A 12753-nucleotide genomic window follows, 5' to 3' on the forward strand; every position below is an offset into this window, starting at 1 on the left:
ACCGCGCGTCTGGCGAGTACATGACCAGGCGAGCTTTCGCTGCCCCGTAACGACAACGCGCCGCTCGGAGGCGGCGCGTTGTCGTTGATGCCGGCTCACCCCAGGCGGGGCTGACCGCTTACTTCTTCTGGGTGGCCACGGCAGCCGCCTGGGCGGCTGCGTTCGGGTCCTTGATCTGCCAGAACAGATCGTAGGAGCCATCCTCGGAGGACATCTTCTCCACGCCGCCGTTCCAGACGTCGTACGGACGCTCGGTCACGTCGTAGCCATTGGTCAGCGCCCAGGCGCGCATCGCGTTGCGCATGGCGTCCAGCTCGGCCATGTAGCCGGTGTAGTGGGCGTTGGCGGCCTGGTGCGGCTGGGTGTGGACGTAGGTCACCGGGGTGCCATCGACATTGACCTTCAGCTCGCCCGCCGGAGCGGCGGCATCGGCTGCCGGTGCGGCAGGCGCGGCGGCGGTGGCGTCGTCCTTCTTGTCGTCGGCCTTGGGCGCGTTGCCCTTCTTGCGGACCGGCTGGGCCACGTCGAAGGCATAGCGCTCGGCGCCGAAGTCGGTGGTGATGATGCGCAGCGGACCGGCCGGCTCCAGGCCGTTCTTGTCCATCACGCGCTTGATCCACTCCTGGTTGTCCTGGATGGACTTCTTGATGGCGTCGTTGTTGCGCTCGATGTTGCCGGCGTTGACCACCAGCAGGTTCTCGGCCGGCACGTCGGCGATCTTCAGATCGACCAGCTTGCTGCCTTCGGTGCGGTAGTCGAAGTTCGGGATGCTGGCCAGGTTGGTGGTCAGCTTGCCCAGGCTCGACTTCAGGCTGTCGCCGACCTGGCTGCTCAGGTACATGCCGGTGAAGCGGCCGAACAGATTCCAGCCGTACTCCACGTCATAGATGGCGCTGATGCGGACGTTGCGGTTGCCCTTGCCCGTGGGGGTCAGGTTGAAGGTCGCCGACTTGTTGGTGCCCTGGGTCCCGTCCTGGATCGCGTAGACCACCTTGGAGGCGCCGCCGCTCGCCGGCGGCTCGGCCGAGACGATTTCCCAGCTGCCATTCTTCCAGGACGGACGCAGGTCCGAGGAGAAGGTCACCTTGGCGCCCTGGCCGGAGTTGCCAGCCGTGCCGCCGGAGTACTGCAGCTCGGACGGGTTGTTCGGAATCAGCGAGTTCCAGTCCTTCAAACGACGCACGTTGCTGACCGTATCGTAGACGATGGTCATCTTGCGGTTGGTCTCGACGCTCTCTTCCAGATGACGCTTTGACGGCAGCACCAGCGCGACTATCAGAAACAGCGCCACAACCAGCGCCAGTGCAATCAAGAACTCGATCAAACGGGTCATTCAGGAGTCTCCGGGGCCGGTGCCAGGCCAGATGAAAAAGCGGGGAAACCCGAATCCTAACAGGCTTGCACGGCAACGGTCAGCCTGTTTTCACCCGCATTTCCGTGCCGGAAGCGACCGATTTCTCCGGACCCTCACGCTGCGCATGCCGACGTAACGAATCGCTAACCATTTCACGCCAGGCGCGCATCTAAATCGAATCAATTGCTGGTGAAACCGACCTGACCGGTTTGTGCATGTCGGCCCCGCGCTCCATCGGCCCTGTCTTGCGCATTGCTGGTTGGCGGCACAGCCATGCAAGTGCTATGGGAGCCGGTTCATCGGCGATGAGGCTTGCCCGGGAGAGCCCATTCGCCGATGAATCGGTTCCCACAACCCGCTGCGACGGGCCGGGCATCCTGCCGTCAGACCAGTTGCAGCTCGAAGGCCTTCAGCACCGCCCGGGTGCGGTCGCGCACGCCGAGCTTGGACAGGGTGAGGCGCCACGGCATGCGAGGCACTGCCTCGCGTGGCGCCGAACGCCCGTCGCGCTGCGACGGGCCGGGCATCCTGCCGTCAGACCAGTTGCAGCTCGAAGGCCTTCAGCACCGCCCGGGTGCGGTCGCGCACGCCGAGCTTGGACAGGATGTTGGAGACGTGGTTCTTGATGGTGCCCTCGGCCACGCCCAGGGAGTTGGCGATCTCCTTGTTGGAGAAGCCCGAGGCCATCAAGCGCAGGATCTCGGTCTCCCGGTCGGTCAGCGGGTCGGGCCGGTCCAGGCTGGTGAACTCGTTGCGCATCTGCTCCAGCCCGGTCAGCAGGCGCTGGGTCACCGCCGGCTGCACCAGCGAGCCGCCATCGGCCACGGTGCGGATGGCGCCGACCAGCTGCTCCAGCGAGACGTCCTTGAGCAGGTAGCCCTTGGCTCCGGCCTTCAGCCCGGCCAGCACCAGCTGGTCGTCGTCGAAGGTGGTCAGGATGATGCTCGGCGGCAGCTGGCCCAGCCGCGCCAGGGCCTGCAGGGCCTCCAGCCCGGACATGGCCGGCATGCGCATGTCCATCAGCACCACGTCCGGCTTGAGCTGGGGGATCAGCTCCACCGCCTGGCGGCCGTCGGCGGCCTCGCCGACCACCTCGATGCCATCGTCCAGCGCCAGCAGCGAGCGGATTCCCTGCCGCACCAGGTTCTGGTCGTCGACCAAACAGACTCGGATCATGCTGCGTCTCCGGCAGATGTGAGTGAGGAAGCCGCCCGGCCGGGGGCCGGCAGCGGGGTGACCACCAGCGGGTCCTTGGACTCTACCGGCAGGCGCAGGTGCAGGGCGAAGCCCTTGCCCGGCGCGGTATCGATCTGCATCTGGCCGCCATGCTGGCGCAGGCGCTCGCGCATGCCGCGCAGGCCGTTGCCGGCCAGCACCTCCTCGCTGCCGCGGCCGTCGTCGCGGGCCTGGATCAGCATGTCAGGGCCCTCGCGGCGGCAGGACAGCCACAGGTTGCCTGCCCCGGCGTGGCGGACGGCATTGGTGATGATTTCCTGGGCGCAGCGCAGCAGCACGTGGGCGCGTTCAGGGTCCTCCAGGGTCAGCGGCTGGTCCAGGTCCAGGTGGATCCGCAGCGAGGGCACCTGCTCGGCCAACGGCAGCAGCGCCGCGCCCAGGTCGATGGCATCGGACTGGCGCAAATGGCTGACCGCCTCGCGCACATCGGTCAGCAGCAGCCGCGCCAGGCTGTGGGCCTGGCGGACATGTTCCTGCGCCCGCCCCTCGGTGACGTGGCTGGCCACTTCCAGGTTCAGGCTCAGCGCGGTCAGGTGGTGGCCGAGCAGATCGTGCAGCTCGCGGGAGATGCGCGTGCGCTCGTTGACCCGTGCGCTTTCGGCCAGCAGCACGCGGGTGGCGCGCAGCTCGGCGTTGAGCCGGCGCTGCTCGTCGCGCGCCTGCGCCTGCTGCCGGGCGACGAAGGCGGTCAGCAGCACGAAGGCGGCAAAGCCCACGTAAAAGGAGGACTGGAACACCGACTCCCAGAAATTGAAGTCGTCCCGCGCCATGAACGAGGGCACCAGCGGCACGTGCGCGAACATCAGCCACAGCACGGCCTGGCGCAGGTCCAGCAGCCAGGGCAACACCCCCGCCAGCACCGCCAGCAGCAGCGCGCCCAGGCCGGTGGAGGTGTAGTACCCCACGGCCACCGCCGAGGCGATCAGCACCACCAGCAGCGCCAGGTTGGCCGCCGACAGGCGTCGCGGGCGGTCGTTGAGGGTGCGCGTGGCCAGCCAGTAGGCGGCACCGAAGGCCAGGTAGGCCAGCAGCGACATCGGCACGTTCAGGCCGGCGCCCTCGGCCCCGCGCGAGGGCGGCAGGAACCACACGTTCAGCACGATCGGAATGCCCACCAGCGCCCAGGTGTACAGGCCGGCGGCACGCAACAGGCGGATATGGCTGATGGCTCCCAACATCCCGGCATCTTAGGGGCAGGAGCGAGTGGATAGGAACGAGAAACGAGTGATGGGGACGAGAGCCGGGTAAGCGCCCCTACTCGTTCCTCGTTCCTCCGCACTCGTTCCTCTCCACAGCCGGACACAGATGGCCGGGCTTCCTGGGATGCAGGAACGAGGGGAGAGGAACGAGAAACGAGCGGGAGCGCTCGCCGGGGCCGGCCGCCCCTCGGCTGCATCACTCGTTCCTCGTTCCTCCGCACTCGTTCCTCTGGCCCGATGCTCACTCCGCGCTCCCCGCTCTCCCTGGCGTGCGATAATCCCGCCGTGGGTCCCTGGCAGGACCGCTTTCGTTCCCCCCGGAGTGTGTATGTCGATCGTCATCCGCGACGTGCGCGAGCACGAGCTGGATTCCGTCCTGGCCCTCAACAACAATGCTGGCCTGGCGATCCTGCCGCTGGACGCGGCCCGGGTGCACCACTTCTACGAACACGCCGAATACTTCCGCGTCGCCGAGCGCGACGGCAACCTGTCCGGCTTTCTGGTGGGCTTCGGCTCCGGCAGTGGCCATGACAGCAGCAACTTCGCCTGGTTCGCCGAGCGCAACCCCAGCTTCTTCTACATCGACCGCATCGTGGTGGCCAGCCGCCGCCGCGGCGGCGGCGTCGGCCGCGCGTTCTACGCCGATGTGCAAAGCTACGCCGAACTGCGTTTCCCCCAATTGGCGTGCGAGGTCTTCCTGGACCACGGCGCCGACCCCGCCCTGCTGTTCCATGGCAGCTTCGGCTTCAAGGAAGTCGGGCAGCACGTGATGCCGGACGTCCACGTCCGCGCCAGCATGTTGATGAAGGAGCTGTGCAGCTACCCTTGGGTGCGCGATACCTACGGCGGCGTGCTTCCCGACCTGCCCTGGACACGCGAACGCAAGGCGGCCAGCCTGCACAGTGAGAGGCCAACCGGTACATGAGTGCAACGACCCTGAGCGCCAGCTACGAGCAGGCCGGAGAACTGAAGATCGGCCAGGTCGGCATCGCCAACCTGCGGATCCGGACCCTGGACGTGGAGGCGCTGGTGCGCGAGATGCGCGAGCGCGTGGAGCGCGCACCCAAGCTGTTCGGTCGCGCCGCGGTCATCATCGATTTCGGCGGCCTGACCCAGGCCCCGGACCTTGCCACCGCCCGTAGCCTGATCGACGGCCTGCGCGCCGCCGGCGTGCTGCCCTGCGCCCTGGCCTACGGCACCCGTGAGATCGAGGAACTGTCCGAACAGCTCGGCCTGCCGCTGCTGGCCAAGTTCCGCGAGCAGTACCAGCGCGTGGAGGCGGCAGCGCCCGCCCCGGCCCCGGCGCCGCCACCGCGCGCCCCGGAGCCGCCGCGCGCGGCCGGCATGCCGGGCATGATCCAGAAGACCCCGGTGCGGTCGGGCCAGCAGCTCTATGCCGAGCAGCGCGACCTGACCGTGCTGACCACCGTCGGCGCTGGCGCCGAGGTCATCTCCGACGGCTCGATCCACATCTACGGCAGCCTGCGCGGCCGTGCCCTGGCAGGCGCCTCGGGCAATGTCGAGGCGCGCATCTTCTGCCGCGAGTTCCACGCCGAGCTGGTCGCCATCGCCGGCCACTACAAGGTGCTGGACGACATTCCCCGCGACCTGCGCGGCCGCCCGGTGCAGGTCTGGCTGGACGGCGACCAGCTGATGCTGGCCGCGCTGGACTGACCAAATGCCCGCCGCGCCCCCCGCGCGGCCCACGCTTCATCCTGATCCACCGACAAGAACAATATCCAGGAGAACACCATTGGCTGAGATCATCGTCACCACCTCCGGCAAGGGCGGCGTCGGCAAGACCACCACCAGCGCCAGCATCGCCTGCGGACTGGCACGTCGCGGCAAGAAGGTCGCGGTCATCGACTTCGACGTGGGCCTGCGCAACCTGGACCTGATCATGGGCTGCGAGCGCCGGGTCGTGTACGACTTCGTCAACGTCACCCAGGGCGAGGCCACGCTGAAGCAGGCGCTGATCAAGGACAAGCGTTTCGAGAATCTGTACGTGCTGGCCGCCTCGCAGACCCGGGACAAGGACGCGCTGACCAAGGAAGGCGTGGAGAAGGTGCTCAAGGACCTGGACGCGGACGGTTTCGACTTCATCATCTGCGACTCGCCGGCCGGCATCGAGAAGGGTGCGTTCCTGGCGATGTACTTCGCCGACAAGGCCATCGTGGTGGTCAACCCGGAAGTGTCCTCGGTGCGCGATTCGGACCGCATCCTGGGCCTGCTGGATTCCAAGACCCGCAAGGCCGAACAGGGCGGCACGCTCAAGCCGCACCTGCTGCTGACGCGCTACAACCCGGCCCGCGTGGAAAGCGGGGAAATGCTTTCGATCAAGGACGTGGAAGAAGTCCTGGGGCTGAAGACCATCGGCGTGATCCCCGAGTCCGGCGACGTGCTCAACGCCTCCAACAAGGGCGAGCCGGTGATCCTGGATCTGGAATCCCCGGCCGGCCAGGCCTATGACGATGCGGTGGCGCGCCTGTTGGGCGAGGACCGTCCGATGCGCTTCACCACGTTCGAGAAGAAGGGTTTCTTCAGCAAGTTGTTCGGAGGTTGAGCATGGGCATGTTCGATTTCCTGAAGGCGAAGAAGAACACCGCGGAAACGGCGAAGAACCGGCTGCAGATCATCATCGCGCAGGAGCGGACCCAGCGTGGCGCGCCGGACTACCTGCCGCTGCTGCAGCGCGAGTTGCTGGAAGTGATCAAGAAGTACGTCAACATCGACGCCGATGCGGTCAAGGTCGACCTGCTCAAGGATGGCGACCACGACGTACTGGACATTTCCGTGGCCCTGCCCGAAGGCAAGGGCTGAGCCCAGGCCCGGCCCCGCGATGAACGCCATGCCGCTGGCGCCCGCGCCGGAACCGGACGTGCTGCGCGTGGCCGACATCGCGCCCGAGGCGCTGACGCGCCTGCTGGCGCGCTTTGACATGATGGTCGAGCACGTGCCGGACGGCGCCAAGATTCCCGGCAGTTTCTGGGGCGAGCCGGAGGCCGGGGTCATCGCCAGCACGGTCTACGTGCGCCCGGATACGCCGGTGCACTCGTTCCTGCACGAGGCCTGCCACCTGATCGTGCTGCCGCCCGAGCGCCGCGCCCTGGTCCACACCGACGCGACCGATTCGGACATCGAGGAAGACGCCACCTGCGCCTTGCAGATCGTGCTGGCCGACGCATTGCCCGGCGTGGGCCGGGAGCGGCTGATGGCCGACATGGATGCGTGGGGGTACTCATTCCGGCTGGGCTCGACGCGGGCCTGGTTCGAGCAGGATGCCGAGGATGCCCGCGCATTCCTGCAGGCGCGCGGGCTGCCGCACGCCTGAGGTCGCTGTCCCGTACTGGTTTGGCAGGCCTTCCGCAGAACGCGCTTCGTCAGAAGCGCTTTTTGTGGGAGCGGTCCGCTACTGCGCGGCGCGCTTGCGGCGCGACACCGCTGCCACTAGCCTGCCCGCTTCCGTTGCCCGGGGATTGCCATGACGCCACGCCGCCTGCCGCTTGTCCTGTCCGTCTGCCTGGGAGCGGCCACGCTGGCTGGCTGCGGCAGCGACGACGCCAAGAAGGAGGCCGAGGCCAGCCCCAAGGGCGAGACGGCCGATGCGTTCATCGCGCGCGTCAACGACGAGTACAAGGCGATGTACCCGGAGATCACCTCGGCGCAGTGGCTCTCGGCGACCTACATCAACGACGACAGCCAGCGCATCGCCGCCAAGGCCAACGAGCGCTACCTGACCCAGCTCAACGCCTGGATCGCCCAGTCGCGCAAGTTCGAAGGCCAGAAGATGACGCCGGCCACCGCGCGCGCCATCGCGCTGCTGAAGCTGTCCTCGTCCATGCCCGCGCCCCACGACCCGGCCAAGCTGTCCGAGCTGACGCGCATCGCCACCAGCCTGGAAGGCGCCTACGGCGAGGGCGCCTACTGCACCGGCGAAGGCGAGGCGCGACGCTGCCGCCAGCTGGGCGAGCTGGAGGACGTGCTGCGCAGCAGCCGCGACTACGACCAACAGCTCGACGCCTGGCAGGGCTGGCACAGCGTGGCCATCCCGATGCGCCAGGAATACAGCCGCTTTGCCGAACTGGTGAACGAAGGCTCGCGCGACATGGGCTTTGCCGACACCGGCGAGCTGTGGCGCAGCGGCTACGACATGGCCCCGGGCGAGGTGGCGGCGGAAACCGACCGACTGTGGAACCAGGTCAAGCCGCTCTACGAGCAGCTGCACTGCTACGCCCGCACCAAGCTGGTCGCCCAGTACGGCGCCCGGGGCCAGGTCGATGGCCTGCTGCCGGCGCACCTGATGGGCAACATGTGGCAGCAGGACTGGAGCAACCTGTGGGACCTGCTGCAGCCCTACCCCGGTGCCGGCAGCCTGGACATCGGCAGCGCCCTGCGCACGCAGGCCGATGCCGAGTACGAGAAGCTGTTGACCGCGGCCAAGCTGGACACGCAGGATCCATTCGAAAGCGCTCGCGATGGCGCCTACGCCACCCAGCTCAAGCAGCTGGGCCATGCGCCGTCGGACGAGGAACGCGAAGCCCTGAGCCGCCGCGCCTACGATACGGCCATCGCCCAGGTCGCCGACCTGCGCCAACGCGCGGACCTGGCCACGGCCAAGGCCATGACCGCCCGCGCGCAGGATTTCTACACCTCGCTGGGCATGCCCAAGCTGCCGGAGAGCTACTGGAGCAAGAGCCAGTTCCTCAAGCCGCGCGACCGCAACGTGGTCTGCCACGCCAGCGCCTGGGACATGAACATGGAAGGCGATGTGCGCACCAAGATGTGCATCGCCCCGGGCGAGGAGGACTTCACCACGATCTACCACGAGCTGGGCCACCTGTATTACGACCTGGCCTACAACCCGCAGCCGCCGCTGTTCCAGGGTGGCGCCAACGATGGCTTCCACGAGGCCATCGGCGACACCATCGTGCTGGCGATGACGCCCGACTACCTACGCTCGATCGGCCTGGCCCAGGGCGAAGGCCAGGACCAGCAGGCGCTGGTCAATGCGCAGATGCGCATGGCGCTGGCCAAGGTCTCCTTCCTGCCCTTCGGGCTGATGATCGACCGCTGGCGCTGGGGCGTGTTCGACGGCTCGATCAAGCCGGACCACTACAACCAGGCCTGGTGGCAGCTCAAGGCGCAGTATCAGGGCGTGGCGCCGGCCTCGCCGCGCGATGAAACCTTCTTCGACGCCGGCGCCAAGTACCACGTGCCCGGCAACACGCCGTACACGCGCTATTTCATGGCGCACATCCTGCAGTTCCAGTTCTACAAGGCCCTGTGCGATGCGGCCGGGCACACCGGTCCGCTCAACCAGTGCAGCTTCTACGGCAACAAGGTAGCCGGCCAGAAGTTCTGGGCGATGCTGGGCAAGGGCGCCAGCCAACCCTGGCAGGCCACGCTCAAGGGCATGACCGGCAGCGACCGCATGGACGCCGGCCCGTTGCTGGAATACTTCGCGCCGCTGCAGGGCTGGCTGAAGCAGCAGAACGAAGGCCAGCGCTGCGGCTGGCAGGCCAGCACGGCCAAGCCCACGCCCTGAACCACGCTTGCCGTCGCGATGGAGCGGGCCGTTATAATGGCCCGCTTCCGCGAACGGCTGCATGGCCGCAGCGGGAGTTCTCCTTGGGGAGTAGCCTGCTTCCGCTTCGTGGAAGCCGCGCCGTCAACATCCTTGGCCTGAATCGGCCATGGCGGCGCGACCTGACGGTTGGCGAGACCAACGAGCGGCGGACGTAGCCCGGTCGGGCGCGGACGTTGTTCGTTCGTCCGCACGAAGTCCCGACCGTTCAGAGCCATCCCGCCATGAATCCCGTTTCCATCCTCTTCCTCGGCCTGGCCATGTCCACCGATGCCTTCGCCGCCGCGCTCGGCAAGGGCGCCGGCATGGAGCGCGTGCGCCTGCCCGAGGCCCTGCGCATCGGCCTGATCTTCGGTGTGGTCGAAGCCCTCACCCCCATCATCGGCTGGCTGCTCGGCGCGGCCGCCTCCAAGTACATCGAGGCCTGGGACCATTGGGTCGCCTTCGGCCTGCTGACCGCGCTGGGCCTGCACATGATCTACAAGGCCGTGACCGATGAGGACGAGGACGAGCTGGAGGCGGTCACCGCCAACGGCAAGGGCGGCCGGCTGATGAGCGTGGCGCTGGCCGGCTTGGCCACCAGCATCGATGCGATGGCCGTCGGCGTTGGCCTGGCCTTCGTCGACGTGAACATCTGGGCGGTGGCCGCGGTCATCGGCCTGTGCACTTTCACCATGGTCAGCGTCGGGGTGATGGCTGGCCGCGCGCTGGGCACGCTGATCGGCAAGCGCGCGGAAATGCTGGGCGGGGTGATCCTGATCGTGGTCGGCTCAGCCGTGCTGTACGAGCACCTCAGCGGAGCGGCCTGAGGCAGCGCCAGGGACGGCGTCGCAGCTGTCGCAGGACCGCTGCACGCCGTTCGGATATCGGGCCAAATCAGGTGCGCAGCCGCGCTTCGCGGGTCAGGCCGGATCGTCGGCCAGCAGGGCCCAGCGCTCGTGGTCGCGCCACTGGCCCTCGATCTTGAGATAGCGCGGCGAATAGCCCTCGCGTCGGAACCCCACCCGCTGCACCAGCGCGCGCGAGCGCAGGTTGTCCGGCTGGATGTTGGCCTCGATGCGGTGCAGCCCCAGCTGGGTGAAGCCATAACGCGTGGCCATCCGCAGCACCGGCGTCATCAGCCCCCGCCCCGCCGCCGGCTCGCAGGCGTAGTAGCCCAGGTAAGCGCTGCAGAAGTTTCCCAGCACGATCTGGCTGAAATTGCAGACACCGACGATGACCTCGGCCGGGCCGGCGCCGGCGGATGTCTCGATTTGGGCCGTGGCCAGCAGGCTCACCAGCTCGCCGCGCACCACGCGCGCGAACCACAGTTCGAAGCCGGCCATGTCCAGGCAAGGCGTCACCCAGCCGCGATGCAGGGCGCGGCTGGCGCGATGCGCGGCCACCAGCGCCGGTCCATCGTGGCTGCATACCGGGCGCAGCTGCGGCGCGCTCACGGGCCAGGCCACGCTCACGCCGCCGCGTCGCCCCCGACGGCAGCCGCCGCTGCCGGCGTGCCGGCCAGGCGCGCCTTGTACTGCTCGAAATCCAGGCCCTCGCTGCGCGCCTCGGCATGCGCGGCGTCCTTGAGCGCATCGGAGTACACCAGCCGTACCGGCGTGCCCTGCCGCTCGTGCAGCTCGGCCGCCTGCATGATCAGGGCCAGCACGCGCGCGGCGCTGTCCGACTCGCCGGCGATACGGCCGTCCATGCCCAGCACCCACTGGCCATCGCGGCGCACGACACCGGCCAGCAGCTTGCGCGCCTGGTCGCGCAGCTCGGCATGCGGCTCGATCGGCGAGGCCTTGGCCGCGGCCTGGTTTTCCTGGCGCTTTTCCTGGCGACGCTTGGCGTCGCGGCGGGCCTTCGAAGTGATGGACATGGATTTCCTGACGATCAAGACATGGACGTGGGCGGCATCTGCGCTGCGCCAGCGGCGCCCGACAGGTGCCGGGACAGGGTCTCAGGCGTGGTCGGTGGGTTCAAGCCTGGGGGTGATGGCATCCTGCCTGGGCAGGCGCCGGCCGGCACGCCGCTCCCAGCGCCAGAACAGCCAGCCGGAGACGAAGAACGCCATCGAGCCCAGGGCCAGGTGCAGGGCCGAGGCGCTCAGCATTGGCGACAGCACGCCGGCGACGATGGCGTTGGTCATCAGCTGCACGAAGGCTTGCAGGGACGAGGCCAGGCCGCGCTGGCGCGGATACATGTCCAGCACCGCCAGCGCCAGGATCGGAAACACCAGGCCCACGCCGCAACCGGACAGGAAGATCGGCAGCACCGCCCAGGGCACGGCGATCTGCTCCACCGACAGCGTGTAGCCGACGTTGGCCAGGGCCGCTACGCCGCAGCAGATGAAGCCCACGCGCACCTGGCTGGCCGGATGCAGGCGCCCGGCCATGCGCCCGGACAGGAACGAGCCCAGGGTCATGCCGCCGATGGTCGGGATGAACAGCCATGCGAAATCGCGCTCGCCCAGTCCCAGCAACCCCATCACCAGCGCCGGGGCCGAGGCGATGTACAGGAACACCCCGGCGAACATCAGCGCACCGGCCGCGGCCAGGCGCTGGAAGCGCGCGTTGGTGCCGATCTCCAGATAGGCCCGCAACAGCGGCTTGGGCGAGAGCGGCGTGCGCGCCTGCACGGGGTGGGTCTCAGGCAGCCACAGCGCCGTGGCCACCAGCAGCACCAGGGCGAAGGCGACCAGGAACCAGAAGATCAACGGCCAGCCGGCCCCGGTGAGCAACAGCCAGCCGCCGATGATGGGCGCAATGGCCGGGGCGATGCCGAAGATCATCGACACCTGGCTCATCAGGCGCTGCGCCTCGTGGCCCTGGAACAGGTCGCGGATCACCGCCCGGCCCACGATCATGCCCACGCCCGCCGACAGCCCCTGCAAGGCGCGGAACAGCAGCAGCGTGGGCAGGTCGCGCGACAAGGCGCAGCCCACCGAGGCCGCCACGAACACCAGCAGCCCGGCCAGGATCACCCGCCTGCGGCCCCAGGCATCGGACATCGGGCCGTGGGCGATGCTCATGGCGCCATAGGCCAGCAGGTACACGCTGATGGTCTGCTGGATCGCCACCTGGTCCACCGCCATGCGCTGGGCCAGCTGCGGGAAAGCCGGGAACATCGTGTCGATGGAGAACGGCCCGAACATCGCCAGCCCGGCCAGCAGCAGGGCCAGGCGTCGCGTCGAGGTGGCGGACAGCGTCATTGCGGGGTTCCTGGGGGAGTGCGCGCGTTGCGAAGCACGCGCGGCATCGCGTCCTGAAAGAGGCGCTGCAGGACGAAGGAGTGGCTTGCGAAGGCGCACATCATAAGCCCGGTCGCCCATGGCCTTCACGCCAGGCGCCCGCCGCCTGTTCATGCGCTGCGCATATTCACCCCACAGTGGCCGGCCG

Annotated in this window: 14 protein-coding genes and 1 riboswitch; of the genes, 7 read left to right on the top strand and 7 right to left on the bottom strand. The window is 68.3% G+C overall.

What is annotated here, in order from left to right:
- Positions 1-118: 118 nt before the first annotated feature.
- The 4 genes from EPA99_RS11105 to EPA99_RS11120 all read right to left on the bottom strand — a co-directional run bounded on the left by EPA99_RS11105 (position 119) and on the right by EPA99_RS11120 (position 3768).
- Positions 119-1333: a polyketide cyclase gene (locus tag EPA99_RS11105; RefSeq protein ID WP_129471286.1), complete on the bottom strand. Its 1215-nt coding sequence runs from the start codon at positions 1331-1333 to the stop codon at positions 119-121.
- A gap of 404 nt (positions 1334-1737) precedes the next feature.
- Positions 1738-1881, bottom strand: coding sequence for a transcriptional regulator (locus tag EPA99_RS19160; protein ID WP_129471287.1), 144 nt, complete (start codon positions 1879-1881; stop codon positions 1738-1740).
- Positions 1882-1888: 7 nt separating this feature from the next.
- Entirely contained in the window at positions 1889-2530 is a 642-nt protein-coding gene (locus EPA99_RS11115; protein WP_129471288.1) for a response regulator, read from the bottom strand.
- Positions 2527-3768, bottom strand: a complete 1242-nt coding sequence (locus tag EPA99_RS11120; RefSeq protein WP_129471289.1) for a sensor histidine kinase — start codon at positions 3766-3768, stop codon at positions 2527-2529. The genes EPA99_RS11115 and EPA99_RS11120 overlap by 4 nt, the downstream gene beginning before the upstream one ends.
- Before the next feature lie 349 nt (positions 3769-4117).
- On the opposite strand from EPA99_RS11120, the gene EPA99_RS11125 reads away from it, so the two are divergent.
- From EPA99_RS11125 to EPA99_RS11155, 7 genes are all read left to right on the top strand, one after another.
- Complete coding sequence (locus EPA99_RS11125) at positions 4118-4714, top strand: GNAT family N-acetyltransferase (RefSeq protein WP_129471290.1); 597 nt, start codon at positions 4118-4120, stop codon at positions 4712-4714.
- Positions 4711-5463 carry a septum site-determining protein MinC gene (gene minC, locus EPA99_RS11130; RefSeq protein ID WP_164978635.1) on the top strand — a complete coding sequence of 251 codons (753 nt, stop codon included), beginning with the start codon at positions 4711-4713 and terminating at the stop codon, positions 5461-5463. The genes EPA99_RS11125 and minC overlap by 4 nt, the downstream gene beginning before the upstream one ends.
- A 79-nt stretch (positions 5464-5542) precedes the next feature.
- Complete coding sequence (gene minD / locus EPA99_RS11135) at positions 5543-6352, top strand: septum site-determining protein MinD (protein ID WP_129471291.1); 810 nt, start codon at positions 5543-5545, stop codon at positions 6350-6352.
- Between the two features lie 2 nt (positions 6353-6354).
- Complete coding sequence (gene minE, locus EPA99_RS11140) at positions 6355-6609, top strand: cell division topological specificity factor MinE (RefSeq protein ID WP_129471292.1); 255 nt, start codon at positions 6355-6357, stop codon at positions 6607-6609.
- 19 nt (positions 6610-6628) lie between these two features.
- A complete protein-coding gene (locus EPA99_RS11145) occupies positions 6629-7120 on the top strand; it encodes a hypothetical protein (RefSeq protein WP_129471293.1) in 492 nt (163 codons plus the stop codon).
- 150 nt (positions 7121-7270) lie between these two features.
- Positions 7271-9334, top strand: coding sequence for a M2 family metallopeptidase (locus EPA99_RS11150; protein ID WP_129471294.1), 2064 nt, complete (start codon positions 7271-7273; stop codon positions 9332-9334).
- Positions 9335-9402: 68 nt separating this feature from the next.
- Positions 9403-9583, top strand: a riboswitch (yybP-ykoY riboswitch).
- Positions 9584-9597: 14 nt separating this feature from the next.
- Positions 9598-10182: a manganese efflux pump MntP gene (locus EPA99_RS11155; RefSeq protein ID WP_129471295.1), complete on the top strand. Its 585-nt coding sequence runs from the start codon at positions 9598-9600 to the stop codon at positions 10180-10182.
- 93 nt (positions 10183-10275) lie between these two features.
- Here the strand turns inward: EPA99_RS11155 and EPA99_RS11160 are convergent, their stop codons facing one another.
- The 3 genes from EPA99_RS11160 to EPA99_RS11170 all read right to left on the bottom strand — a co-directional run bounded on the left by EPA99_RS11160 (position 10276) and on the right by EPA99_RS11170 (position 12566).
- The gene (locus EPA99_RS11160) at positions 10276-10809 is read right to left on the bottom strand and encodes a GNAT family N-acetyltransferase (RefSeq protein WP_129471296.1); all 534 of its coding nucleotides are present in this window, start codon (positions 10807-10809) and stop codon (positions 10276-10278) included.
- Positions 10810-10823: 14 nt separating this feature from the next.
- Positions 10824-11234: a hypothetical protein gene (locus EPA99_RS11165; RefSeq protein WP_129471297.1), complete on the bottom strand. Its 411-nt coding sequence runs from the start codon at positions 11232-11234 to the stop codon at positions 10824-10826.
- An 81-nt stretch (positions 11235-11315) separates the two neighbouring features.
- A complete protein-coding gene (locus tag EPA99_RS11170; RefSeq protein ID WP_129471298.1) occupies positions 11316-12566 on the bottom strand; it encodes a multidrug effflux MFS transporter in 1251 nt (416 codons plus the stop codon).
- Positions 12567-12753 lie beyond the last annotated feature (187 nt).

The organism is Pseudoxanthomonas composti (assembly GCF_004122095.1).
Classification (GTDB): domain Bacteria; phylum Pseudomonadota; class Gammaproteobacteria; order Xanthomonadales; family Xanthomonadaceae; genus Pseudoxanthomonas_A; species Pseudoxanthomonas_A composti.

Bases quoted from the DNA above. Each gene is read 5' to 3' on its own strand.
- EPA99_RS11145 (WP_129471293.1), top strand. From the start codon at position 6,629: ATGAACGCCATGCCGCTGGCGCCCGCGCCGGAACCGGACGTGCTGCGC.
- EPA99_RS11170 (WP_129471298.1), bottom strand. From the start codon at position 12,566: ATGACGCTGTCCGCCACCTCGACGCGACGCCTGGCCCTGCTGCTGGCC.
- EPA99_RS11125 (WP_129471290.1), top strand. From the start codon at position 4,118: ATGTCGATCGTCATCCGCGACGTGCGCGAGCACGAGCTGGATTCCGTC.
- EPA99_RS11165 (WP_129471297.1), bottom strand. From the start codon at position 11,234: ATGTCCATCACTTCGAAGGCCCGCCGCGACGCCAAGCGTCGCCAGGAA.
- EPA99_RS11115 (WP_129471288.1), bottom strand. From the start codon at position 2,530: ATGATCCGAGTCTGTTTGGTCGACGACCAGAACCTGGTGCGGCAGGGA.
- minE (WP_129471292.1), top strand. From the start codon at position 6,355: ATGGGCATGTTCGATTTCCTGAAGGCGAAGAAGAACACCGCGGAAACG.
- EPA99_RS11105 (WP_129471286.1), bottom strand. From the start codon at position 1,333: ATGACCCGTTTGATCGAGTTCTTGATTGCACTGGCGCTGGTTGTGGCG.
- EPA99_RS11120 (WP_129471289.1), bottom strand. From the start codon at position 3,768: ATGTTGGGAGCCATCAGCCATATCCGCCTGTTGCGTGCCGCCGGCCTG.
- EPA99_RS11150 (WP_129471294.1), top strand. From the start codon at position 7,271: ATGACGCCACGCCGCCTGCCGCTTGTCCTGTCCGTCTGCCTGGGAGCG.
- EPA99_RS11155 (WP_129471295.1), top strand. From the start codon at position 9,598: ATGAATCCCGTTTCCATCCTCTTCCTCGGCCTGGCCATGTCCACCGAT.
- EPA99_RS19160 (WP_129471287.1), bottom strand. From the start codon at position 1,881: ATGCCCGGCCCGTCGCAGCGCGACGGGCGTTCGGCGCCACGCGAGGCA.
- minC (WP_164978635.1), top strand. From the start codon at position 4,711: ATGAGTGCAACGACCCTGAGCGCCAGCTACGAGCAGGCCGGAGAACTG.